The organism is Streptomyces sp. NPDC001100 (assembly GCF_053598575.1).
Window position 1 is genome coordinate 260,685 of sequence record NZ_JBSFKO010000005.1, and the last position, 24,453, is coordinate 285,137.

At 71.0% G+C, this 24,453-nt stretch carries 20 protein-coding genes; 10 read left to right on the forward strand and 10 right to left on the reverse strand.

From position 1 onward, the window contains the following. Nucleotides 1–2 precede the first annotated feature (2 nt). Nucleotides 3–1,274 (reverse strand): MFS transporter, encoded by a 1,272-nt coding sequence (locus ACWDEW_RS09485; RefSeq protein WP_450511392.1) that lies wholly within the window; start codon nucleotides 1,272–1,274, stop codon nucleotides 3–5. A gap of 172 nt (nucleotides 1,275–1,446) precedes the next feature. On the opposite strand from ACWDEW_RS09485, the gene aroQ reads away from it, so the two are divergent. Next, nucleotides 1,447–1,920 (forward strand): type II 3-dehydroquinate dehydratase, encoded by a 474-nt coding sequence (aroQ, locus tag ACWDEW_RS09490; protein WP_026178372.1) that lies wholly within the window; start codon nucleotides 1,447–1,449, stop codon nucleotides 1,918–1,920. A gap of 52 nt (nucleotides 1,921–1,972) precedes the next feature. Here aroQ and ACWDEW_RS09495 read toward each other — a convergent pair whose 3' ends face one another. From ACWDEW_RS09495 to ACWDEW_RS09515, 5 genes are all read right to left on the reverse strand, one after another. Then, complete coding sequence (locus ACWDEW_RS09495) at nucleotides 1,973–2,734, reverse strand: amino acid ABC transporter ATP-binding protein (protein WP_450511147.1); 762 nt, start codon at nucleotides 2,732–2,734, stop codon at nucleotides 1,973–1,975. Then, nucleotides 2,731–3,648, reverse strand: a complete 918-nt coding sequence (locus ACWDEW_RS09500) for an amino acid ABC transporter permease (RefSeq protein ID WP_450511149.1) — start codon at nucleotides 3,646–3,648, stop codon at nucleotides 2,731–2,733. Before ACWDEW_RS09500 ends, ACWDEW_RS09495 begins: the two co-directional genes overlap by 4 nt. Further along, nucleotides 3,645–4,529 carry an ABC transporter substrate-binding protein gene (locus tag ACWDEW_RS09505; protein ID WP_450511151.1) on the reverse strand — a complete coding sequence of 295 codons (885 nt, stop codon included), beginning with the start codon at nucleotides 4,527–4,529 and terminating at the stop codon, nucleotides 3,645–3,647. The genes ACWDEW_RS09500 and ACWDEW_RS09505 overlap by 4 nt, the downstream gene beginning before the upstream one ends. Before the next feature lie 306 nt (nucleotides 4,530–4,835). Continuing rightward, entirely contained in the window at nucleotides 4,836–5,492 is a 657-nt protein-coding gene (locus ACWDEW_RS09510; RefSeq protein WP_450511153.1) for an MBL fold metallo-hydrolase, read from the reverse strand. Nucleotides 5,493–5,502: 10 nt separating this feature from the next. Continuing rightward, nucleotides 5,503–6,189: a maleylpyruvate isomerase family mycothiol-dependent enzyme gene (locus ACWDEW_RS09515; protein WP_450511155.1), complete on the reverse strand. Its 687-nt coding sequence runs from the start codon at nucleotides 6,187–6,189 to the stop codon at nucleotides 5,503–5,505. Between the two features lie 225 nt (nucleotides 6,190–6,414). Here ACWDEW_RS09515 and uvrA point away from each other — a divergent pair, with 225 nt between their 5' ends. After that, entirely contained in the window at nucleotides 6,415–9,393 is a 2,979-nt protein-coding gene (gene uvrA / locus ACWDEW_RS09520; RefSeq protein ID WP_450511156.1) for an excinuclease ABC subunit UvrA, read from the forward strand. 74 nt (nucleotides 9,394–9,467) lie between these two features. On the opposite strand, the gene ACWDEW_RS09525 is transcribed toward uvrA, so the two are convergent. Both ACWDEW_RS09525 and ACWDEW_RS09530 read right to left on the reverse strand, forming a co-directional pair. After that, on the reverse strand, nucleotides 9,468–10,379 hold the full coding sequence (locus ACWDEW_RS09525) for a carbohydrate kinase family protein (RefSeq protein WP_450511158.1): 912 nt from the start codon (nucleotides 10,377–10,379) through the stop codon (nucleotides 9,468–9,470). Next, entirely contained in the window at nucleotides 10,376–11,479 is a 1,104-nt protein-coding gene (locus ACWDEW_RS09530; protein WP_450511394.1) for a LacI family DNA-binding transcriptional regulator, read from the reverse strand. Before ACWDEW_RS09530 ends, ACWDEW_RS09525 begins: the two co-directional genes overlap by 4 nt. 219 nt (nucleotides 11,480–11,698) lie before the next feature. On the opposite strand from ACWDEW_RS09530, the gene ACWDEW_RS09535 reads away from it, so the two are divergent. Continuing rightward, nucleotides 11,699–12,121: a Rieske 2Fe-2S domain-containing protein gene (locus ACWDEW_RS09535; RefSeq protein ID WP_450511160.1), complete on the forward strand. Its 423-nt coding sequence runs from the start codon at nucleotides 11,699–11,701 to the stop codon at nucleotides 12,119–12,121. A gap of 27 nt (nucleotides 12,122–12,148) precedes the next feature. Here ACWDEW_RS09535 and ACWDEW_RS09540 read toward each other — a convergent pair whose 3' ends face one another. Beyond that, nucleotides 12,149–13,093, reverse strand: a complete 945-nt coding sequence (locus tag ACWDEW_RS09540; RefSeq protein WP_450511162.1) for a hypothetical protein — start codon at nucleotides 13,091–13,093, stop codon at nucleotides 12,149–12,151. A gap of 213 nt (nucleotides 13,094–13,306) precedes the next feature. Next, complete coding sequence (locus ACWDEW_RS09545; protein ID WP_450511164.1) at nucleotides 13,307–13,678, reverse strand: response regulator; 372 nt, start codon at nucleotides 13,676–13,678, stop codon at nucleotides 13,307–13,309. Between the two features lie 173 nt (nucleotides 13,679–13,851). Here ACWDEW_RS09545 and ACWDEW_RS09550 point away from each other — a divergent pair, with 173 nt between their 5' ends. From ACWDEW_RS09550 to whiA, 7 genes are all read left to right on the forward strand, one after another. Next, nucleotides 13,852–15,252, forward strand: coding sequence for an extracellular solute-binding protein (locus tag ACWDEW_RS09550; protein ID WP_450511166.1), 1,401 nt, complete (start codon nucleotides 13,852–13,854; stop codon nucleotides 15,250–15,252). Between the two features lie 197 nt (nucleotides 15,253–15,449). Further along, complete coding sequence (locus ACWDEW_RS09555) at nucleotides 15,450–18,158, forward strand: nitrate- and nitrite sensing domain-containing protein (protein WP_450511168.1); 2,709 nt, start codon at nucleotides 15,450–15,452, stop codon at nucleotides 18,156–18,158. A gap of 321 nt (nucleotides 18,159–18,479) precedes the next feature. Continuing rightward, the gene (locus ACWDEW_RS09560) at nucleotides 18,480–19,151 is read left to right on the forward strand and encodes a response regulator transcription factor (protein ID WP_450511170.1); all 672 of its coding nucleotides are present in this window, start codon (nucleotides 18,480–18,482) and stop codon (nucleotides 19,149–19,151) included. An 86-nt stretch (nucleotides 19,152–19,237) separates the two neighbouring features. Beyond that, a complete protein-coding gene (gene uvrC, locus ACWDEW_RS09565; RefSeq protein ID WP_450511172.1) occupies nucleotides 19,238–21,280 on the forward strand; it encodes an excinuclease ABC subunit UvrC in 2,043 nt (680 codons plus the stop codon). After that, entirely contained in the window at nucleotides 21,277–22,284 is a 1,008-nt protein-coding gene (gene rapZ / locus ACWDEW_RS09570) for an RNase adapter RapZ (protein ID WP_450511174.1), read from the forward strand. The genes uvrC and rapZ overlap by 4 nt, the downstream gene beginning before the upstream one ends. Then, on the forward strand, nucleotides 22,281–23,348 hold the full coding sequence (locus ACWDEW_RS09575; protein ID WP_450511176.1) for a gluconeogenesis factor YvcK family protein: 1,068 nt from the start codon (nucleotides 22,281–22,283) through the stop codon (nucleotides 23,346–23,348). The genes rapZ and ACWDEW_RS09575 overlap by 4 nt, the downstream gene beginning before the upstream one ends. Further along, complete coding sequence (gene whiA, locus ACWDEW_RS09580) at nucleotides 23,339–24,328, forward strand: DNA-binding protein WhiA (RefSeq protein ID WP_019067568.1); 990 nt, start codon at nucleotides 23,339–23,341, stop codon at nucleotides 24,326–24,328. The genes ACWDEW_RS09575 and whiA overlap by 10 nt, the downstream gene beginning before the upstream one ends. Nucleotides 24,329–24,453: the final 125 nt, after the last annotated feature.

Genomic DNA, 24,453 nt, shown 5'->3' on the forward strand with positions numbered 1-24,453 from the left:
CGTCACCCGGTGGCCGGCTCGGGGACCGCCACCCGTACCGGCCGCGTCTCCGGCAGCAGCGCGAAACAGCCCAGGCTGAACAGTGCGACCCCCGTCAGATAGGCGCCCACACCCCAGGGAACCCGCCCGCCGTGCTCGGCGAGCGCCGTCGCCACGATCGGGGTGAGCGCACCGCCGAGCACGCCGCCGAGGTTGTAGCCCACGGCGGCGCCCGTGCAGCGCACCCGCGGCTCGTACAGTTCCGGCAGATAGGCGCCCAGCACGGCGAACATCGTCACGAACGCGAGCAGCGCCCCCAGGAATCCGAGGAACATCAGCAGGGGCGCACCCGTGGCGAGCAGCGCGACCATCGGGAACATCCACAGCGCGGCGGCCGTGCACCCCAGCAGGCACAGCGACCGGCGTCCGTAGCGGTCGCTCAGCAGCGCCACCAGCGGCGTCAGTGAGCCCTTCACCACCACGGCGGCCATGATGCAGGCCAGCATCTCGGTACGGCCGACCCCGAGCCGCTCCGTGCCGTAGGCGAGGGACCAGGTCGTCACCGCGTAGAAGATGGCGTATCCCACCGACAGCGCCCCGGCGGTCAGCAGGACCAGCCGCCAGTGGTCGCGCACGACTTCGGCGAGCGGCACGCGCGCGTGGTCGTCGATTTCGAGGAACCGCGGGCTCTCGACGAGCGACGAACGCAGCCACAGCCCGCCGAGTGCCAGTGCCCCGGCCACCCAGAACGGCACCCGCCAGCCCCAGTGCGCGAACTGCGCGTCGGTCAGGGTCGCCGACAGCGCCAGCATCACGCCGTTGGCGAGCAGGAACCCCACCGCCGGCCCGATCTGGGGAAAGCTCGACCACAGACCGCGCCGTCCGGCGGGCGCGTGCTCGGCGGTCAGCAGCACCGCCCCGCCCCACTCCCCGCCGAGCCCCAGGCCCTGCAGAAAACGCAGGCCCAGGAGGAGCACGGGAGCGGCCACCCCGATCGAGCCGTACGACGGTACGCACCCGACCGCGACCGTCGAGGCACCGGTCAGCAGCAACGACGCGACGAGCACCGGCCGCCGCCCACGCCGGTCCCCGAAGTGCCCGAACAGGATCGAGCCCAGCGGTCGCGCCACGAAGCCCACACCGAACGTCCCGAAGGCGGCCAGCGTCCCCGCGACCGGCGAGAACGTCGGGAAGAACAACGGGCCGAGGACCAGGGCCGCCGCCGTGCCGTAGACGAAGAAGTCGTAGAGCTCGATCGCGGTTCCGGCGAGGGAGGCGGCGGCGAGCCGCAGCATGGACGGTGGGCTTACGGTGCGTGCATAGTGCATGCCGCGTCAACTACCCACAGTGAACAACGGTTACGGGGGCGCGCGGTGGTGCGGAGGCGGCGTGATAGACCGGGTCCGAGCAGTGGCCGTCAATCGGCGGCCCATCTCGAACGACATGTCCGAACGGACCGGAGGAACCGTGCCCCGCACCCTGGCCAACGCCCCGATCATGATCCTCAACGGCCCCAACCTGAACCTCCTCGGCCAGCGCCAACCGGAGATCTACGGCTCCGACACGCTCGCCGACGTCGAGGCCCTGTGCGTCAAGGCGGCGGCCGGGCACGGTGGCACGGTGGACTTCCGGCAGTCCAACCACGAGGGCGAGCTGGTCGACTGGATCCACGAGGCGCGGCTCAACCACTGCGGCATCGTGATCAACCCGGGGGCGTACTCGCACACCTCCATCGCCATCCTGGACGCCCTCAACACCTGTGACGGGCTACCGGTGTTGGAGGTCCACATCTCCAACATCCACCAGCGCGAGTCGTTCCGGCACCACTCCTACGTCTCGCTGCGCGCCGACGGTGTCATCGCGGGGTGCGGGGTGCAGGGGTACGTGTTCGGCGTGGAGCGGGTCGCCGCGCTGGCGGGGGCGGGGAAGGCCGACGCGTAAGCCTCGGCCTCCGTGCGCACGCCCCTTACAGACCACCAGTTACAGAGTCCCGTCACAGTCGGCCCGCCTCCACGATCCGTCGCAGGAAGCGCTGTGTGCGCTCCTGCTGCGGGTCGCCGAAGATCTGCTGGGCGGTGCCGCGCTCCAGGACCACGCCTCCGTCCAGGAAGCACACCTGGTCGGCGACGTCCCGGGCGAAGCCCATCTCGTGCGTGGCCAGCACCATGGTCATGCCCTCGTCCTTCAAGTCCCGGACGACGGCGAGCACTTCACCGACCAGCTCGGGGTCGAGCGCGGCGGTGATCTCGTCGAAGAGCAGCAGCCGGGGCCGTACGGCCAGGGCGCGCACGATCGCCACCCGCTGCTGCTGACCTCCGCTCAGCCGGTCCGGGTAGGCGCCCGCCTTGTCCCCGAGCCCGAGCCGCTCCAGCAGCTCACGCGCGTGTGCCTCGGCCTCCCCGCGGGACACGCCGTGCACCCGCCGTGGGGCGAGGGTGATGTTCTCCAGGACCGTCATGTGCGGGAACAGGTTGTACGCCTGGAACACCACGCCGATACGGCGCCGAATCGCGTCCTGGTCGACGCGCGGATCGGTGATCTCCTCGCCGTCCAGCCAGATCGCGCCGTCGTCGATGTCCTCCAGGAGGTTCGCGCACCGCAGCAGCGTCGACTTGCCGGAGCCGGAGGCGCCGATCAGCGCGGTCACGGTGTGCTGCGGGACCTCCAGGTCGACGTCCCGCAGGACGACGGACGTACCGAAGGTCTTGCGGACGGACTCCATGCGCAGCACAGGAGCGGTGTCGTCGGTGCTCATGTCGTGCCTCCCTGGGCGCGCTGCTTGTCCATCCGCGCGGTCACCCAGTCCGTGAAGCGGGTCATCGGGATGGTCAGCGCCACGAAGACGAGCCCCGCGACGATGTACGGCGTGTAGTTCAGGGCGCGCTGCGCGATGATGTCGGACGCCCGTACGGCGTCGATCGCGCCGCCGATCGACACGAGCCCGGTGTCCTTCTGGAGGGACACCAGATCGTTCAACAAGGGCGGCACCTGCCGGCGTACGGCCTGGGGGAGCACCACGTGCCGCAGCGCCTGCCGGTTGGTCAGGCCCAGGGCACGGGCCGCGGCGCGCTGCGAGGGGTGGATGGACTCGATGCCGGCGCGGAACACCTCGGCGACGTACGCCGAGTACGTCAGCGTCAGCGCGGTACCGCCCAGCCATACGGGGTCGACGGTCACGCCCTGGAGACGCAGCGCGGGCACTCCGAAGACCACGATCATCAGGTTGATGATCAGCGGCAGCCCGCGGAAGAAGTCCGTGTAGGCCGCCGCCAGTACCCGCAGCGGGAAGAACACCGGCCCGCGCAGGGTGCGTGCGACGGCGATGAGCATCCCGAGGACGAGCACCAGGACGCCGCAGATCAGCAGCAGCCGGATGTTGAGCCACAGGCCTTCGAGGACCTTGGGGAACGCCTCGCGCGCGTAGTGCCCGTCGAAGAACGTCTCCTTGGTGCGCTCCCAGCCCGGCGCGCTGACCACGACGACGTACAGGACGACGGCCGTGATCAGCGTCGACGCCGCGGCGATCGCGGTCGCGCGACGGGCACGCGCGCGCTTGTGCCGCTCGCGCTCCAGGCGTCGCTCGGAGGGGACGTACGAGTCGCCCCCGCCGGGCATGTCGCCCTTGTCGTCCGCGCCCTCCCGGCCCGACTCGTCCTTCACCACGGTCACTTGAGGACCGGGGCGTCGACGGCGTCGGACAGCCACTGCTTCTCCAGCGCCGCCAGGGTGCCGTCCTTGCGGAGCGCGTCCACGGCCGACGTCACGCACGACGTGAGGTCGCTGCCCTTGTCGAGGACGAGCCCGAACTGCTCGGGCGTGCCGCCCTGGTTCTCGAACTGGCCGACGATCTTGGCGTTGGTCACCTCGGCCGAGGTGATGTAGAAGGCGGTCGGCAGGTCGACCACGATCGCGTCGACCTGGCCGTTCTTGAGCGCAGAGACGGCCTGGTCGTTCTTGGAGAACGCGGCCTCCTGCTGCGTCGGCTTCACCACGTCGCTGATGTAGTTCAGGCTCGTGGTGCCCACCTGGGCGCCCAGCTTGAGGCCCTTCAGGCCCGCGATGGTCGTCGCCTTGGCGGCCTTGCTGCCCTTGAGCGCGATGACGGCCTGACGGACGTCGTAGTAGCCGGAGGAGAAGTCGACGGCCTTCTTGCGCTCGGCGCTGATCGACACCTGGTTGATGTCGAAGTCGAAGGTCTTCACACCGGGCGCGAAGGCCTTGTTGAAGGGGACGCTCTGCCAGACGACGGCGCTCTTGTCGTAGCCGAGCTGCTTGGCCACGGCGTAGGCGACCGCCGACTCGAAGCCCTTGCCGTTGGCGGGCTTGTCGTTCTCGAACCAGGGCTCGTACGCCGGTTCGTCCGTCGCGATCGTCAGCTTGCCGGAGGTCTGGGTGGCCAGCTTGCCCTTGGCGCAGGTGGTCCCGGCGGACGTGGAGGCCTTGTCGGAGGCCTTGTCGTCCGGTTGCGGAGCACAGCCGACAGCGGTGGCGAAGAGGGCTATGGTGACGGCGGCTATCGCGCGGCGCGGTGCGCGAGGGGCAAGGTGCATGGCGGGAGAGTGACAGCCAAACGTCCTGTTTGTCGAGGTCACAGCCCTCAATGTCCGCATATTGGGAACGGGTGTTGCGTTTTTGTGAACAACCCCTGTGCGCTCCCGCCCGCGACACGCTTGCCGGGGCCGCCGGTCGAGGGCGGGGATCGATGGACCGGCGGCCCATCCGCACAGGAGCCGTCATCCTGAGCGGGGCTGCTTCCAGTTGACCGCGCAACCAAGTGTGCCGGGAGCGCGCGTATGGCACCGGCGCGTGCGAAGGATTCACACGGGGCGCGCGGGAACCGCTTCACGCCCGGGAGTTCACCACCCGCGCGCGTGCCACTCCGGCAGATGCGGACGCTCGGCGCCCAGCGTCGTGTCGTTGCCGTGCCCCGGGTAGACCCAGGTCTCGTCCGGGAGCGTGCCGAAGATCTTCGTCTCGACGTCGTGGATCAGGCTGGCGAACGCCTCGGGGTCCTTACGGGTGTTGCCCACGCCGCCCGGGAACAGACAGTCCCCGGTGAACACGTGAGGGTGCCCGTGCGGGTCGTCGTAGACGAGCGCGATCGAGCCCGGCGTATGGCCCACGAGGTGACGCGCGGTCAGTTCGACCCGCCCCACCCGGATCGTGTCGCCGTCGTCGACCAGGACGTCGGTCGGCACCGGGATGCCGTCGGCGTCCTCGCGGCCCGCGTGGGTACGCGCGCGCGTGGCCGTCACGACCTCGGCGAGCGCCTGCCAGTGGTCGCCGTGCTGGTGGGTGGTGACGACGGACGCGATGCCGTCGTCGCCGATGGTGCCGAGCAGGGTCTCCGCGTCGTTGGCCGCGTCGATCAGCAGCTGCTCCCCCGTGGCCCGGCAGCGCAGCAGGTAGGCGTTGTTGTTCATGGGGCCGACCGCGATCTTGGTGATCATCAGGTCCGTGAGCTCATGCACGTCCGCCGGACCGCCGACCGTGACCTCTCCGCTGTACGTCATGGCGGTCACCCTATAGCGGGGGAAGCGTCGGCAAGGAGCCGCCGTCGACCGTCAGACCGGACCCGTCACGGCGTCCGCAGAGCCAGCCGAGCAGCTCCGCCGGACCGCCGGTGACGGTGACTTCGGGCTTCTCGGCGGGCCGGCCCGTGCTCCACGCGCGCGTGCCGTCCGAAAGGTGCGTCGACGGCACGTCGGGGTGCCCGGTGAACCGCTCGACGAGGAAGTCGATCTCCCGCTGGGTGAACTCCTCGGGCAGGTCCTCCAGCTCGTACCCGATCCCCATGTCCACGTGATGCAGCTCGACCTCGGCCCACCGCCGGAACGGCACCCGTGCCGCGGTGTCGACGACCCCGTTGCGCAGCTCCACGGTGCGCGACCAGTCCGCCGGAACGGCGCCGACCGCCTGGAAACGGGCCCCGCTCTCGCGCACGTCGGCGAGCTGGACGTCGAGGGGGCGAGGGGCGTCGCGCTCGATGTCGGCGTCACGGACGCTCGCCGTGGCGTACATGGGGCGCCCCTCCAGGACGTTCACGAGGGCGTCCGCGTTGCGGGCGATGTGGGCGAGGACGTGATTGCGGCTCCAGCCCGGGAGCCGTGACGGCTCGGCGGCCGAGGCGTTGTCCAGTGCGGCGGCTGCGGTGAGGAGCCGTTCGGTCGCGTCATGTACAGAGGCCAGGTCATGAGCGTGATCAATCATGCTGCTGACCCTAGTCCCGCCACACCTTTGGGTGAAGGTGGTGAAGCTGTGCCGTAAATCGAATGCACGTGCTATATCGTCGGGTGCGGCGTCGGGCATGCTGGAAGGCCGGAGGTTGTTATGCCTCGGCCGGGATTCCGACCGGCGTTGTCAGTGGCTCCCCCTAGTCTGAGAACGACGGGGGCCCCGCCCCTGTCACTTCTCTCAAGAAAGGTGCGGACCGGCGTGGCCGACCGTCTCATCGTCCGTGGCGCGCGCGAGCACAATCTGAAGAATGTCTCGCTCGACCTGCCACGCGACTCGCTCATCGTGTTCACGGGCCTGTCCGGGTCGGGCAAGTCCTCCCTGGCCTTCGACACGATCTTCGCCGAGGGCCAGCGGCGCTACGTGGAATCGCTCTCCTCGTACGCCCGCCAGTTCCTCGGCCAGATGGACAAGCCGGACGTCGACTTCATCGAAGGTCTCTCCCCGGCCGTCTCCATCGACCAGAAGTCGACCTCGCGCAACCCGCGCTCGACGGTCGGCACCATCACCGAGGTCTACGACTACCTGCGCCTGCTCTTCGCGCGCATCGGCAAGCCGCACTGCCCGGAGTGCGGCCGCCCGATCACGCGACAGTCGCCGCAGGCCGTCGTCGACAAGGTCCTGGCGCTGCCGGAAGGCAGCCGCTTCCAGGTCCTGTCGCCGCTGGTGCGCGAGCGCAAGGGCGAGTTCGTCGACCTGTTCGCGGACCTCCAGACCAAGGGCTACAGCCGCGCGCGCGTGGACGGCGAGACCATCCAGCTCTCCGAGCCGCCCGTCCTGAAGAAGCAGGAGAAGCACACCATCGAGGTGGTCATCGACCGCCTCACGGTGAAGGACTCCGCCAAGCGCCGCCTCACCGACTCCGTGGAGACCGCCCTCGGGCTCTCCGGCGGCATGGTCGTGCTCGACTTCGTCGACCTCCCCGAGGACGACCCCGAGCGCGAGCGCATGTTCTCGGAGCACCTGTACTGCCCGTACGACGACCTGTCCTTCGAGGAGCTGGAGCCCCGCTCCTTCTCCTTCAACTCGCCCTTCGGCGCCTGCCCGGAGTGCTCCGGCATCGGCACGCGCATGGAGGTCGACGCCGAGCTGATCGTCCCGGACGAGGACAAGTCGCTCGACGAGGGCGCCATCCACCCCTGGTCGCACGGCCACACCAAGGACTACTTCGGCCGCCTCGTCGGCGCTCTCGCGGACGCCCTGGGCTTCCGCACCGACATCCCCTTCGCGGGCCTACCGCAGCGCGCGAAGAAGGCCCTGCTCTACGGCCACAAGACCCAGATCGAGGTGCGGTACCGCAACAGGTACGGCCGTGAGCGGGTCTACACGACGCCCTTCGAAGGCGCGGTCCCCTTCGTCAAGAGGCGGCACGGCGAGGCGGAGAGCGACGCCAGCAGGGAGCGCTTCGAGGGCTATATGCGCGAGGTGCCCTGCCCCACCTGTCACGGCACGCGCCTGAAGCCCGTCGTCCTCGCGGTCACGATCATGGACAAGTCGATCGCCGAGATCTCCGGCATGTCCATCAGCGACTGCGCGGAGTTCCTGGGCGCGATGAAGCTCGACGCCCGCGACAAGAAGATCGCCGAGCGCGTGCTGAAGGAGTGCAACGAGAGGCTGCGCTTCCTGGTCGACGTCGGTCTCGACTACCTCTCGCTGAACCGCGCGGCCGGCACCCTCTCCGGCGGCGAGGCCCAGCGCATCCGTCTGGCCACCCAGATCGGCTCCGGACTCGTGGGCGTCCTGTACGTCCTGGACGAGCCGTCCATCGGCCTGCACCAGCGCGACAACCACCGGCTGATCGAGACCCTGGTCCGGCTGCGCGACATGGGCAACACGCTCATCGTCGTCGAGCACGACGAGGACACCATCAAGGTCGCCGACTGGATCGTCGACATCGGCCCCGGCGCGGGCGAGCACGGCGGCAAGGTCGTGCACAGCGGCTCCCTGAAGGAGCTGCTCGCCAACGACGAGTCGATGACCGGGCAGTACCTGTCCGGCAAGAAGGCCATCCCGCTGCCCGAGATCCGCCGCCCGCTCGACCCCTCCCGCCGGCTCACGGTCCACGGCGCCCGGGAGAACAACCTCCAGGACATCGACGTCTCGTTCCCCCTGGGTGTGTTCACCGCGGTCACCGGCGTCTCCGGCTCCGGCAAGTCGACCCTGGTCAACGACATCCTGTACACGCACCTGGCCCGCGAGCTGAACGGCGCGAGGAACGTACCGGGACGGCACACGCGCGTGGACGGCGACGACCTCGTCGACAAGGTCGTGCACGTCGACCAGTCGCCCATCGGCCGCACCCCCCGGTCCAACCCGGCGACGTACACCGGAGTCTTCGACCACGTCCGCAAGCTGTTCGCGGAGACGACCGAGGCGAAGGTGCGGGGCTATCTGCCCGGCCGCTTCTCCTTCAACGTCAAGGGCGGCCGCTGCGAGAACTGCGCGGGCGACGGCACCATCAAGATCGAGATGAACTTCCTGCCGGACGTCTACGTCCCGTGCGAGGTCTGCCACGGCGCCCGCTACAACCGGGAGACCCTGGACGTCCACTACAAGGGCAAGTCCATCGCCGACGTCCTGAACATGCCGATCGAGGAGGCCACGGAGTTCTTCGAGGCGGTCCCCGGTATCGCCCGCCACCTCAACACCCTCAAGGACGTCGGCCTCGGCTACGTCCGGCTCGGCCAGTCGGCGACCACTCTGTCCGGCGGTGAGGCCCAGCGCGTCAAGCTCGCCAGCGAGCTCCAGCGCCGCTCCACCGGCCGTACGGTCTACGTCCTGGACGAGCCCACCACCGGCCTGCACTTCGAGGACATCAGCAAGCTCCTCACCGTGCTCGGCGGCCTGGTCGACAAGGGCAACACGGTCATCGTCATCGAGCACAACCTCGACGTGATCAAGGTGGCCGACTGGGTCGTCGACATGGGCCCCGAAGGCGGCGCGGGCGGCGGACTCGTCATCGCCGAGGGCACCCCGGAGCAGGTCGCAGCCGTGGGGGCCAGCCACACCGGCAAGTTCCTGCGCGAGATCCTCGACGCCGACCGGATCAGCGACGGAGCCCCCGTGAAGGCCCCGCGCAAGGTCGCCGCCAAGAAGACCGCGGCGGTCGCGAAGAAGACCGCCGCGCCTGCCAAGAAGGCCGCGCCCGCGAAGAAGACGACGCGGGCCCGCAAGGCCTGACCATCGCGGAGCAGACACAAGGACGCGGCGCCCCACGGGAACTCCCGTGGGGCGCCGCACTCGCTCAACACCCGCTACAGATCGCCCAGTTCGGAGGCGTACGGCGGCTCCGCCCCCGCCCGGGAACAGGTGATCGCCGCCGCCCGCGCCGCGTACCGCAGCAACCGGGTCCAGCCGTCGCGGCCGAGGCCCGCCAGCCCCTCCGGGGACAGCGCGTCGCGGGCGGACAGGCCGTGCAGCAGCGCCGCGTTGACGGTGTCGCCGGCCCCGATCGTGTCCACGACGTCGACCTTCTCGCCCGGCACCGGATACACCTTGCCGTCCCGGGTGAACGCGGTGAGACCGTCGCCGCCCTGGGTGATCACGACGGCCGAGGGACCGGCGTCCAGCCACTCGACGGGGTTGCCCCCGAGCCACAGGGCGTCCTCCTCGGAGAGCTTCAGCAGCGACACATGCGGCAGCCAGCTCTTGAAACGCGCCCGGTAGGCGTCCGCGTCGGGGATCAGACCGGCCCGGATGTTCGGGTCGAGCGCGGTGAACACGCCCCGTGCGGCAGCGGTCCGCAGCAACTCCTCGTAGGCGCTCGCGCCCGGCTCCAGGACGAGCGAACAGGTGCCGAAGGACACCGCCTCGGTCTCGGCCGGCAGCGCGTAGGGCATCGCGAACAGCCGGTCGGCGGTGCCGTCGACGTAGAAGGAGTAGGTGGCCGAGCCGTTCGCGTCGAGCGTGGCTGCCGCGAGCGTGGTCGGCTCCGGGCCGCGCTGTACGTCCAGGACGTCCACGTCGGCCTGGCGCAGCCCGGCGAGCAGGGCCTCGCCGAAGGCGTCCTGGGAGACGCGTGAGCAGAAGGCGGTGGCGGAGCCCAGACGGCCGAGCGCGACGGCGGTGTTGTAGGGGCCGCCGCCGAGCGCCGGTTTGAGGACCGCGAGGGCACCCGGGCCCTGCGGTACCAGATCGATCAGGGCCTCACCGGCGACGACGATCACGAGACATTTCCCTTCGTGGACTTCTCGGGCTGGTCGGGGCAGCCGCACGACGTGCGGTGTACGAACGCGCAGGGGAGCCGCAGCACACGGGCGGGCCGGTCCGGCGCGGCGAGTCGGTCCAGCAGCAGCCGTACGGCCTCGGCGCCGATCTCCTTGCTGGGCTGGGCGATCGCGGTGAGCCGGGGCTCGAACAGGTCGGCCCAGGCGAAGTCGTCGAAGCAGCACAGCGCGAGGTCGCCGGGGACGGACAGACCGCGCTCGCGCAGGGCGCGCAGGGCGCCGATGGTCATCGCGTTGTTGGCGGTGACCAGGGCCGTGGGCGGCGCGGCGAGGGAGAGCAGGGCCGCGGTGGCCCGCTCGGCGGCGGCCGACTCGGAGTCACCGTGCGCCAACAGCCGCTCGTCGTAAGGGAGTCCGGCGGCGGCGAGGCCGTGCCGGTATCCGGCGATCCGCTCGCCGGTGGTGCTGAGCCCGGGCAGGCCCGCGACGAGGCCGATCCTGCGGTGGCCGAGTCCGGCGAGATGGGTGACCAGCCGCGCCGTCGGTTCGATGTTCTCGGCGCACACCTGGTCGAAGGGACCCGCCTGGTGGGAGGGGGATGCCTGGTCGGAGGGGGACGCGTCGTCCGATGGGGACGCGGTGTCCGAGGGCACCTCGACCACCCGGTCCAGGAACACCGTCGGTACGGAGTGCCGCCCGAGGTACGCGACGAGTGCGTCGGGGTCCGCCGACGGCGCGACGATCATGCCGTCCACCCGGCGCTCGTGCAGGAGTCGGCCGACCTTGAGCTCGTGCTCCGGGTCGTCGTGCGGGTCGGCGATGAGCAGGCTGTAACCGTGCTCCAGGGCGCCGGCCTCGACGCCCTGGAGGATCTCCGTGAAGTACGGGTTGCTGATCGCCGACACCGCGAGGCCGATGGAGCGGGTGCGGGACGTCACCAGGGAGCGGGCGAGGGTGTTGGGGATGTAGCCCAGCTCCTCGATCGCGCTCAGCACGGCCTGCCGGGTGCCGGGCAGCACCGGGCGGGTGTCGTTCAGGACGTGCGAGACGGTCGCGACGGACACACCGGCGCTGCGTGCGACATCCACCATGGTGGCCACCGTGAGTCCCCCTGTCTCAAGCACGGCAGGTCTTCAGGCCGGGAACCTATCTCATCCGGTGCCCGACGTAAACGCTTGCGCAAACGTTTACGTACCGTGAACGCCCATCGGGTGAACCCGCCTCAAAGCGGGCGGAACTCCACCGGTATCGTCGGCGTGCGGCGACCTCCGAAAGGTCGCGCACCGCTCCCTGAACAGCCCGAACAGCTGGAGACCCGCATGCCCGGCCGCCCCGTCCCGAGCCGTCGTACCGTCCTGCGCGGAGCGGCCCTCACACCCGTCGCCGGGCTCGGGCTCGCCGCCTGCTCGGGCGGCGGCTCAGGGGCTCCCGCGACGCCGACCGCGCCCGTGGACCTCGGCGCGGAGAGCGAGGTCGCCAACGGGAGCGCGAAGCTGTACCGCGATCGGAACGTGGTCGTGAGCCGCGCCGCGAACGGCACCCTCAAGGCGTACAGCACGATCTGCACGCACGCGCAGTGCCCCATCAACAAGCTGGACGGCACGACTCTCGTCTGCCCGTGCCACGGCAGCCAGTTCGACGCCACCACGGGCAAGGTGCTCCGGTTCCCGGCGACCGAGCCGCTGACGGAGCTGAAGGTGACGGCCGAGAACGGCAGGATCGTGGCGGGACCGGGCGCCTGACCCCTGGAGCGCCGGGGCTGCGGCGGCTCACTCCCAGTCCCAGCCGATGCCCACGATCCCCGACCGCATCCGCGGCTCCACGAGGTGCACCGAGTGGTGTCCGGTCAGCCGCAGCTCCTGACGGCCGCTGCGCGGGGCCGCCGCCGAGTGCTGGGTGAAGCGGTGGCAGCGCGCCGGCAGCGAGTTCTCGTCGAAGCTCACCTGAAGCGCGTACTGGCCGCCCGCGGAACCGAAGTCACGGACGTACTCGCGGGAGACGCCGGCCGTGCCGTCCTCGACGCCGTAGCGGAAGAGGAACGTATCTCCCGAGCGCAACCGGGTGCCGAAGAGGAGCTCGGCGACCAGCATTCCGGTGTCGTGGTGGCGGCGGACGCGGCCCGTGCGGCAGTTCTCCAGGGCGTGCACCGTCATGTGCTCCGGGGTGCAGCCCGGGTCGCCGTAGTGGACCGCGATGAAGCGGTCGATGCCGTCCCGGTGGGCGCGGACGATGTGGTGCGACTCGCGGCTGGCCAGCTCGCGGCGCGGGCCGACGCGTACCCGCTCGTGGTGCCCGAAGGTGTGCAGCCCGCTGTCGGGCGTGGACTCCAGCTCGGCCAGCAGCTGCTCCAGGACGCCCGAGGCCTCGACGAAGGAGCGGTAGGAGCGGGCCGCGGGGCGGGCGGCCACCGAGCGTTCCTCGGCCTCGGCGAGCAGCCGGATCAGCGACTCCTCCGGGAGCTGGAGGATCTCCTCCAGGGCTCGTACGGCGCGCAGCGACTCGGGGCGCTGCGGGCGGCGGGCGCCCTGCTGCCAGTAGCTCAGGCTGGTGACGCCGACCTTGACCCCATAGCGCGTCAGGTGGTGCTGGACGCGCTGCAGCGGCAGTCCGCGGGCGGCGATGGCGGCGCGCAGCGCGACATGGAAGGGGCCGCCGCGCAGGGCCGAGTCGAGTTCCGCGGTGGCGGCGTCCGCCTGCTGTGTGGCGTGCGGCATGCAGGGGCCCTTTCTGTGAATGTTCACAACGGCTGGTCAGACCGTTCACGCGGGTTGCTTCGGGGCCCCCGTCGGCTCCGGAGAAGGGTCTTCACATCCGTACGCCGTAGTTCACGCCCCGAGTTCCCCCGCATTGAAGCGTGTTGACCAAGTCCCGACAACACCTGTCGCCCATCAGGCATATGTGATCTGGCCTAGTCGCGGCGGGTGGTCTCACGGCGGCGCGGGCCGCTCGTCGTCGCCCAGCACGTCCCTGATCGCCCGCGCGGACAGGGACGACTTGTGCAGGAATCCGCGCGCGGGGCTGGCGGCGATCAGTTCCTGGAAGTCCTCCCGGGAGTGGGTCGAGATGAGGATCACCGCCGGTACGTCGCACACCAGGCGGCGCGCGACGTCGAAGCCGTTCTCGCCGTCGAGGTCGAGATCGACCAGGACGACGTCAGGAGCCGTCTCCCGAGCCCGGGAGACGGCGTCCGCGCCCGTCGAGGCAGTACCGACGACCTCGACTCCGCCGCGTTCCAGCAGGGCGCGAGCCGCCTCCAGGAACCGGGCGCTGTCATCGACGAGGAGACAGCGCAGCGACATGTCCACAGCTTGCCAACGAGCGGTCTCTCGCGCCTTCCGGCTAGCCGGAAAGTGCTGAAGTCCCGTGCCGGGAACGGAGGTTCTCGTGCACACAGGGCGATGGCGCTACGACGGGCGGTAGCATGTCGCCACCCTGGGGAGGCCGAGTCGGCCGGTCGAGTGGGGGGTGTGCGGTGAGCGGTACGAGCGCCACGCGCGCGTGGCCCGCGGTCCGCCGGAGCCGCCGGGTACGGGGCACCCTGACTCCGTGGGTGCTGTGCGCGGCCCTGTTGCTGGCCGCGTGCGACGGCGGCGGGAGCGACGCCAAGGGGGTGAGCGCGTCCCCGAAGGACACCACCTGCGACGGGAAGATCAACGGCACCGCGCACATCACCGTGTGGTTCCACGCGGGCCCGAGCGGCGAGCTCACCACGCTGCAGAGCCAGGTGAAGGAGTTCAACAAGCGGCAGAAGCAGGTGCGGGTCGAACCGGTCACCCTCCCGGAGAACCGCGCCTACACCGACCTGGTGCTCTCCGCCGCCGCCAGTGGCGACCTGCCCGACCTCCTCGACTTCGACGGCCCCAACCTCTACAGCTACGCCTGGTCGGGCAAGCTCCGGCCGATCGACTCCTGCGTGCCCGCGGGCGTCCGCGCCGACCTGCTGCCGACAATCCGCCAACAGGGCACCTACGCGGGCAGGTTGTGGGGCATCGGCACCTTCGACTCGGGCATGGGCCTGTATGTGCGCAAGTCCGTCATGAAGAAGGCCGGAATACGCATCCCGACCGGCCCCAAGGACGCCTGGACGGCCACCGAACTGACCGGCGTCCTGCGCAAGTTGCGCACCCTGGGCTATCGGGCGCCGCTCGACCTGCGGCTCGTCTACTCGCAGCCGGGCCAGGAGTGGAACACCTACGGCTTCGCGCCCGCCGTGTGGTCGGCGGGCGGCGACCTCGTCGAGCCCGGCAACCACCGCACCGCCGACGGCTATGTGAACGGCCCCGGTTCGGTCAAGGCGCTCACCGTCATGCAGAACTGGGCCAAGGCCGGGTTCATCGACATGGTCAAGGACGACAAGGCGTTCGTCGGCGGCCGCAGCGCGATCTCCTGGTGCGGCCACTGGACCTATCCGGAATTCAACAAGGCCTTCCCCGGGGACGTCACGATCGTCCCGCTGCCCGATTTCGGCCAGGGCACCGTCACCGGCATGGGCTCCTTCCAGTGGGGCCTCCCGGCGGGCAACGCCGACGGGGACGCCGTCTGGCGCTTCCTGTCCTTCCTGCTCCGGCCCGCCCAGGTGCACCGGATGACCGTGGCCAACGGGGCGATCCCGGCCACCGAGAGCGCGATCAAACTCTCGCCGCAGTACGCCCGGGGCGGCCCCGAGCACCTGTTCATCGAGCAGCTCCGGGACGGCGTGGCCCGCCCCCGGCCGCAGACGCCGGCCTATCCGGCGATCACCGACGCCTTCTCCCGGGCCTTCGTGAAGATCATCTTCGATCGGGCTCCGGTCCAGGCCACCCTGGACGAGGCCGCGAAGAAGATCGACAAGGACCTCGCGGCGCACGACGGGTATCCGACGAACACCTCGTGAAAACGGGCCCCACGCGCGCGTGCCCGCCCCGAGCGCCACGCGCGCGTGCCCGCCCCGAGCGCCACGCGCGCGTGCCCGACTTCGCGGCACCCGTACTCCCCAAGACCCTGACGATCATGGCTGGTTCGGGGCAGGCTGAGCACGTGACCGACCACCATCCGCACTCCCCACCCACCGGCCGCTGCTGAGAACCCGCCATGCGCCGCTCCCGGTCCACCGCCGCCCTCCGCGTCCCCTTCCTCGCCCGCCTGCGCGTCGGGCGCAAGCTGATGCTCCTGGTGCTGCTCCCGGTGACCGGCATGATGGCGTTCACCGCGTTCGGCGCCGTCTCGCAGTGGCACGACGCCCAGACCCTGCGAGGCTTCCGTACGGCGACCGAGCTGTCGTTCCGGACCACCGCGCTGACCGACGCGCTCGCCAGGGAACGCATCGCCGCCGTGAAGGTCAGGCTGCGTCCCGGACCGGCGACCCTGAAGGAACGCGCCGTCGCGCAGCACGCCACCGACGGGGCCCTGCACGCGGCCCTCCGCGGCACCGCCGACTGGACCGGACCGCTCGACGTGCCGGGCCGCCTCGACGCCCGCAGCCGTCAACTGCGCGCCCTGCGGCTGCAGACCGGGACCGGCTCCCTCACCGCGCCCCAACTCGCCGACCAGTACGACACGATCGAGAGCGACCTCCTGGAGCTGACCGCCACCCTGGAGTCCGGCCGCCCGACCCGCACCTCGGGCCAGGCCGCCGACGCCCACATCGCGCTCCTGAACGCCATCGAGGCCGCCGAACGCGAACGCACCGAACTGGCCGTCCTGTTCGCCGGCCCCGACGCCCCGCACCCCATCGCCACGGACCGCTGGTCCGCCCTGGAGAAGGCGCTCCTGGACGACTTCGGCCAGACCGCGCCCGCCGGCCTCAAGGGCAGGCTGTACGTCGTCCTCCTCCAGCACCCGGGCCTCGTCGTCCGCCGGACCCGCGAGACCCTCGCCGACCCGCACGCCGAGCGCAACGCCTGGCCCACGTACGACAGTTGGCTGACCGCCTCCACCCAACGCATTGCGGCACTGCGCGTCATCCAGCACCGGGCCGCCGCGGAACTCGGCCGGGACGCCACGGGGGACCTGTACACCGCACGCGCGCGGGAGACCCGCGACCTCAGCGTGTCGCTGGCCGTCCTGGCCGCCGTCACCGTCCTCGCACTGGCCCTGCGGCTGTCGATCACCCGCCCGCTCAGCGAGGTCGCCGCGGGCGCCCGGGCACTCTCCGAGGGCGACCTGTCGTACGACATCCGGTACGCCGGCCGGGACGAACTCGGCGCCGTCGCCGACACGTTCCGCGAACTGCGGGTCACCAGCGGACGGCTCGCCGCCGAGATCAACGCCATGAGCGCGGCGATCGACGACAACCGGCTCGGCCACCGCGCGGACGTCGTCGCCTTCGAGGGGGCGTGGGCGCGGTTGCTGGACGGCATGAACGGCACCGTGGCCTCCTTCGTCGCCGCCCACGGGCGCCGCGACAAGGCCGAGCAGGAACTGGCGGGCATCTTCCACCTCTCCCTCGACCTGTTGTGCATCGCGGGCCTCGACGGCTACTTCAAGCGCGTCAACCCCGCCTTCGAGCGGACCCTCGGCCACTCCGCCGAGGTGCTGCTGGACAGACCGTGGCTGGAGTTCGTGCACCCGGAGGACCGGGCACGCACGCGTGCCGCCCTCGACCGGCTGGCGAAGGGTGTCGAACTGGGCGAGTTCGAGAACCGCTTCCTCCGGGACGACGGCACCGAACGCTGGCTCCAGTGGACCGCCCGCCCGGTCACCGGCGAGGGCCTGATCTACGCCGCCGCACGCGATGTCACCGAGAGCCGCCGCGCCGCCCGAGAGCAGACCGCGCTGCGCCGGGTCGCCACCCTCGTCGCGCGCGGGGTGCCGCCGCACGAGGTGTTCTCCGAAGTCGCCGACCAGGTCGGCAAGGTCCTGGGCAGCGGCTCGGCCGCCGTCCTGCGCTACGGCGCCGACGGAACGGCCACTGTCGTCGGTTCCGCCCGCAGTCCCGCTGTGGAGGCCGAGACGGCCGCGGCGGCGGAGGTGGCGCGTACCGCCCGCCCCGCCCGCGTGGGCCGTTCGGTCGGCGTCCCCATCGTTCTGGACGACCGGTTGTGGGGTGCCGTCGTCGCGGCCGTCGCCGGCGCGGAACCCCTGCCCCCGGGCATCGAGTCCCGGCTCGCCGACTTCACCGAACTCGTCGCCACCGCCCTCGCCAACGCCGACAGCCGCGACCAGCTCACGGCGTCACGCGCGCGCGTGGTGGCAGCCGGGGACGCCTCCAGGCGCCGTATCGAACGCGATCTGCACGACGGGGTCCAGCAGCGGATCGTCTCGCTCCAACTCGACCTCAGAATCGCCCAGTCGATGCTGGACGAACAGCCGGAGGAACTCGCCGAACAACTGGAACACATCGCCAAGGGCCTGGACGACGCCTTCACCGACCTGCTGCAGGTCGCGCGCGGCATCCACCCCGCGATCCTCTCCAAGGGCGGCCTCGGCCCCGCCCTGCGCGCGCTCGCCCGCCGCTCGGCCGTCCCCGTGGAACTCGACCTGAGGCTGCCCCCGGGCCGCCTCCCGGAACAGACGGAGGTCGCCGTCTACTACGTGACCTCCGAGTCCCTCACCAACGCCGCCAAGCACGCGCGCGCGAGCTTCGTGCAGGTGACGGCGCGGGCCGGGGACGACGTCCTGGAGGTGACGATCGCCGACGACGGAGTGGGCGGCGCCGACCCCGGGGACGGCTCCGGGCTCATCGGACTCGTCGACCGGGTCGAGGCGATCGGCGGCAAACTGCGCGTCGACAGCCCACCGGGGGAGGGCACGACACTCACCGTGCGGCTGCCGCTGCCGCTGCCCCGGAGGGAGTCGTGACCGCCCGAGGCGTACGCGATGGGGGTCCAGGAAGTCCTTCGGAAACCGGGTGTCGTCCTCGTACCGGCGGACATGGACCGACCGTAGTCGTCTCTCCGCCCGTGTCCGCCGCATCTCCCGCAGCCCTTGCGACCCGCGGCCCGTAACCCCTCACCGGGGGCGACCGGTCCGCTCGCGTTCGCACTGCTACGAGAATCGTCCGGACCCGGCCTCCTGTCGTCACGGTCACCCCCCAATTCCCGTACCCGCTGGCCGTACCCGACCCCGTCCGGCAGGCTGTGCCTGGCGCACGGCACCGGTCGGGCAAGGGGAGCCGAGACGATGGACGCATCGCAGCAGACCGCGCGGGGACGGGTCGTTCTCGCGGACGACGACGTGCTGCTCAGGGAGGGCCTGGCGAGCCTGTGCGAACGCGTGGGCTACGAGGTGGCGGGCCAGGCGGGCGACGCCGTACGGCTCCTGGAACTGGTCGACACCGAGCGGCCCGACCTCGCGATCGTCGACATCAGGATGCCCCCGGACCACTCCACCGAGGGCCTCAAGGCGGCCCGTACGATCCGGGAGCGCCACCCCGCCACCGGCATCCTCGTCCTCTCGGCGTACGTCGAGGTCGAGGAGGCCCTGGAGCTGCTGGCCGGCGGGCACCGGATCGGCTATCTGCTCAAGAGCCGGGTCACGGTCGTCGACGACTTCATCGAGGCCCTCGACCGCATCCGCAAGGGCGGCTCGGTCGTCGACCCCTCCCTGGTGCACGAACTGTTCTCGGCGCAGCACCGCGACGACCCGCTGTCCGTCCTCAGCACCCGGGAGCGCGAGGTCCTGGCGCTGATGGCGGAGGGCCGCTCCAACGCCGGCATCGGCCGCAGGCTGTGGGTCACCGAGGGCACCGTCGAGAAGCACGTCCGCAGCATCCTGGGCAAACTCCGCCTTCCGGAGGCCGCCGACGACCACCGCCGGGTCCTGGCGGTTCTCACCTTTCTGGAGTCGCGGTAGGAGTTCCGGCCGGAGTTCCGCCGGGCGCGCCCGGCGTTGTCCACAGCCCCGCCGCGCTGTCACTCCGCGCCAGTAGGGTGTGAAACATGGCCGATCCCTCCAGCTACCGCCCCAGGCCGGGAGAGATCCCGGACTCGCCCGGGGTCTACAAGTTCCGCGACGAGCACCGCCGGGTGATCTACGTCGGAAAGGCGAAGAGCCTGCGCCAGCGCCTGGCGAACTACTTCCAGGACCTGGCCGGACTCCACCCGCGCACGCGCTCGATGGTCACCACGGCCGCGTCGGTGGAGTGGACGGTCGTGTCCACGGAGGTCGAGGCACTTCAGCTGGAGTACTCCTGGATCAAGGAGTTCGACCCCCGGTTCAACGTCAAGTACCGCGACGACAAGAGCTACCCGTACCTCGCGGTGACGATGAACGAGGAGTACCCGCGCGTGCAGGTGATGCGCGGTCACAAGAAGAAGGGCGTCCGCTACTTCGGGCCCTATGGACACGCGTGGGCGATCCGCGACACCGTGGACCTGCTGCTGCGCGTGTTCCCCGTCCGCACCTGCTCGGCCGGCGTCTTCAAGAACGCCACCCGCACCGGCCGCCCCTGCCTGCTCGGCTACATCGGCAAGTGCTCCGCGCCCTGCGTCGGCCGCGTCTCCGAGGAGGAACACCGCGAACTGGCCGAGGAGTTCAGCGACTTCATGGTCGGCCGCACCGGCACGTACATCCGCCGCCTGGAGCAGCGGATGACGGAGGCGGCCGAGGAGATGGAGTACGAGCGGGCGGCCCGGCTGCGCGACGACATCGAGGCCCTGCGCAAGGCCATGGAGAAGAGCGCGGTCGTCCTCGCCGATGCGACCGACGCCGACCTGATCGCGGTCGCCGAGGACGAGCTGGAGGCGGCCGTCCAGATCTTCCACGTCCGCGGCGGACGCGTGCGCGGCCAGCGCGGCTGGGTCACCGACAAGGTCGAGGACGTCACGACCGCGGCCCTCGTCGAGCACGCCCTGCAGCAGCTCTACGGCGAGGAGACCGGGGACTCCGTCCCCAAGGAGGTCCTCGTCCCGGCCCTGCCCGACCCGGTGGAGCCGGTCCAGCAGTGGCTGACGGACCGGCGCGGGTCGAACGTCTCGCTGCGCATCCCGCAGCGCGGCGACAAGAAGTCCCTCATGGAGACCGTCGCGCGCAACGCCCAGCAGTCCCTGATCCTCCACAAGACCAAGCGCGCCTCCGACCTCACCACCCGCTCGCGCGCCCTGGAGGAGATCTCCGAGGCCCTCGACCTGGACAGCGCCCCCCTCAGGATCGAGTGCTACGACATCTCGCACCTCCAGGGCGACGACGTCGTGGCGTCGATGGTCGTCTTCGAGGACGGACTGTCCCGCAAGAGCGAGTACCGCCGCTTCCAGATCAAGGGCTTCGAGGGCCAGGACGACGTCCGCTCCATGCACGAGGTGATCACCCGCCGCTTCCGGCGCTATCTCGCCGAGAAGGAGAAGACGGGGGAGTGGGCCGACGGCGACGAGCTGAAGGACGAGGAAGGCCGTCCCAAGAGGTTCGCCTATCCGCCGCAGTTGGTGGTGGTCGACGGCGGCCAGCCGCAGGTCGCCGCCGCCCAGAAGGCCCTCGACGAGCTCGGCATCGACGACATCGCCGTGTGCGGTCTCGCCAAGCGTCTGGAGGAGGTCTGGCTGCCCGGCGAGGACGACCCGGTGGTGCTGCCCCGCACCAGCGAGGGCCTCTACCTCCTGCAGCGCGTCCGCGACGAGGCCCACCGCTTCGCGATCACCTACCAGCGCGCCAAGCGCGCCAAGCGGTTCCGGGCGAGCCCCCTGGACGACGTGCCCGGACTCGGCGAGACCCGCAAGCAGGCGCTGATCAAGCACTTCGGTTCGGTGAAGAAGCTGCGATCCGCGACAATCGATCAGATCTGCGAGGTTCCGGGCATAGGTCGCAAGACCGCCGAGACCATCGCGGTGGCCCTCGCCCAGGCGGCCCCGGCCGCACCCGCCGTGAACACGGCGACTGGAGAGATCATGGATGACATGGAAGACGGGACACCCGGGACGACGGCGGGTGCCCCGGGGGAGCCCGTACCCGCGGGCGCCCCGGACGAGCGACGGGGGCAGGAGACATGACGGAACAAGAGAAGCAGCCCACAGCGGACCGAGATCGGACGCACAAGGAAACCGGCGACGATCAGGCTTCGCAGCAGGCGGTCCAGGACGACGGAGCACAGGTGAGTACGGACAGCACGACAGCCGCCGGGGTGCCCGAGGCAGCCATCCCCGAACTGGTGATCATCTCCGGCATGTCCGGGGCCGGGCGGTCCACGGCCGCCAAGTGTCTGGAGGACCTCGGCTGGTTCGTCGTCGACAACCTCCCGCCCGCCCTGATCCCCACCATGGTGGAACTCGGCGCCCGCTCCCAGGGCAACGTGGCACGGATCGCGGTCGTCGTCGACGTACGCGGGCGGCGCTTCTTCGACAACCTCCGCGAGTCCCTCGCCGACCTGGAGTCGAAGAACGTCACCCGGCGGATCGTCTTCCTGGAGTCCTCCGACGACGCCCTGGTGCGCCGCTTCGAATCCGTGCGCCGCCCGCACCCCCTCCAGGGCGACGGACGCATCGTCGACGGCATCGACGCCGAGCGCGAGCTGCTGCGCGAACTGCGCGGCGACGCCGACCTCGTCATCGACACCTCCAGCCTCAACGTCCACGAACTGCGCGCCAAGATGGACGCCCAGTTCGCCGGCGAGGAGGAGCCCGAACTGCGGGCCACCGTCATGTCCTTCGGCTTCAAGTACGGCCTTCCCGTCGACGCCGACCTCGTCGCCGACATGCGCTTCCTGCCCAACCCGCACTGGATCCCGGAGCTGCGCCCCTTCAACGGCCTCAACGAGGAGGTCTCGGCGTACGTCTTCAACCAGCCCGGCGCCAAGGAGTTCCTCGACCGGTACGCCGAGCTGCTGCGCCTCATCGCGGCCGGTTACCGCCGTGAGGGCAAGCGGTACGTGACGATCGCGATCGGCTGCACCGGCGGCAAGCACCGCTCGGTCGCCACGGCGGAGAAGCTCGCCGCGCGGCTCGTGGCCGAGGGCGTCGAGACGGTGGTCGTGCACCGGGACATGGGACGGGAATGACGGGACGCAGCCCACGGCTCGGCCGGCTGCGCCGAGCGGTGCCCGAGGGACGTACGACCAGGCCCGTGGAGGCGCGCGGCGGCAAGCCGCGCCGGCGGGGCACCCAGCCCAAGGTGGTCGCCCTCGGCGGCGGCATGGGCCTGTCCGCCTCGCTCACCGCACTGCGCCGGATCACCGGCGACCTCACCGCCGTCGTCACCGTGGCCGACGACGGCGGCTCCAGCGGACGCCTGCGCGACGAACTGGGCGTGCTGCCCCCGGGTGACCTGCGCAAGGCGCTGGCCGCGCTGTGCGGCGACGACGACTGGGGCCAGACCTGGGCCCGCGTCATCCAGCACCGCTTCCAGTCCAAGGGCGACCTGCACGAGCACGCGGTCGGCAATCTGCTGATCGTCGCCCTGTGGGAGCAGCTCGGGGACCATGTGCAGGCCCTCGACCTGGTCGGCAAGCTGCTCGGCGCGCACGGGCGCGTGCTGCCCATGTCCGCCGTACCGCTGGAGTTGCAGGCCCTGGTCAAGGGGCACGATCCGGCGCGGCCCGACGACGTCGACACCGTGCGGGGGCAGGCGACCGTGGCGCTGACGCCCGGCGAGGTGCAGTCCGTGCACCTCGTGCCGCACGACCCGCCCGCCGTGCCGGAGGCGGTCGCCGCCGTGCTCGACGCGGACTGGGTGGTGCTCGGTCCCGGCTCCTGGTTCTCCTCGGTGATCCCGCATCTGCTGGTGCCGGAACTGCTCGACGCGCTCACCGAGACGAAGGCGCGCCGGGTACTCTCCCTGAACCTCGCTCCGCAGCCCGGAGAAACCGATGGCTTCTCCCCGCAGCGTCATTTGGAGGTTTTGGGACGACACGCCCCTAAACTCGCCCTGGACGTGGTGCTGGCCGACGAGGCCGCCGTGCCCGATCGCGCGTCGCTCACCGAAGCCGCCAAGCGGCTCGGCGCCGCGGTCGAGCTGGCGCCGGTGGCCCGGACCGACGGAACTCCAAGGCACGACCCGGAGCTGTTGGCCGCCGCGTACGACCGTATTTTTCGGATGCATGGAAGGATCGGCCCATGGCGATGACGGCAGCGGTGAAGGATGAGATCTCCCGGCTCCCCGTCACCCGTACCTGCTGCAGGAAGGCGGAGGTCTCCGCCATTCTGCGGTTCGCCGGAGGCCTCCACCTGGTGAGCGGGCGCATCGTGATCGAGGCGGAGCTGGACACCGCGATGGCGGCGCGCCGGCTCAAGCGGGACATCCTGGAGATCTTCGGCCACAGCTCCGAACTGATCGTGATGGCGCCCGGGGGCCTCCGCCGCGGCTCCCGTTACGTCGTCCGGGTGGTCGCGGGCGGCGATCAGCTGGCCCGGCAGACAGGGCTCGTGGACGGCCGTGGACGCCCCATCCGGGGCCTGCCGCCACAGGTGGTCTCCGGGGCGACCTGTGACGCCGAGGCGGCCTGGCGCGGCGCCTTCCTGGCCCACGGCTCGCTGACCGAGCCGGGCCGGTCCTCCTCCCTGGAGGTGACCTGCCCGGGTCCGGAGGCCGCGCTCGCGCTGGTCGGCGCCGCCCGTCGGCTGTCGATCGCGGCGAAGGCCCGTGAGGTGCGCGGGGTCGACCGGGTGGTCGTCCGTGACGGCGACGCGATCGGCGCGCTGCTCACCCGGCTCGGCGCGCACGAGTCGGTGCTGGCCTGGGAGGAGCGCCGGATGCGCCGCGAGGTCCGCGCCACGGCGAACCGTCTCGCCAACTTCGACGACGCCAACCTGCGCCGCTCGGCCCGCGCGGCCGTCGCCGCCGGCGCCCGGGTGCAGCGCGCGCTGGAGATCCTCGCCGACGAGGTTCCCGAGCATCTCGCCGCCGCCGGCCGGCTCCGCATGGACCACAAGCAGGCCTCCCTGGAGGAGCTGGGCGCCCTCGCGGACCCGCCGCTCACCAAGGACGCCGTGGCCGGCCGTATCCGCCGACTGCTGGCGATGGCCGACAAGCGGGCCCAGGACCTCGGCATCCCGGGCACGGAGTCCAGCATCACCGAGGAGATGGCCGACAACATGGTCGGCTGACGAGCGGTCAGGGCGGGCCGGGGACGTATGGAGTTGAGAAAGCGTGACACTCCCGAGAGGGGTGTCACGCTTTTTCGGATAGGTGCCCCTGCCCCCGCCGCCCTTCCCCCCCCGCCCCCCTGCCC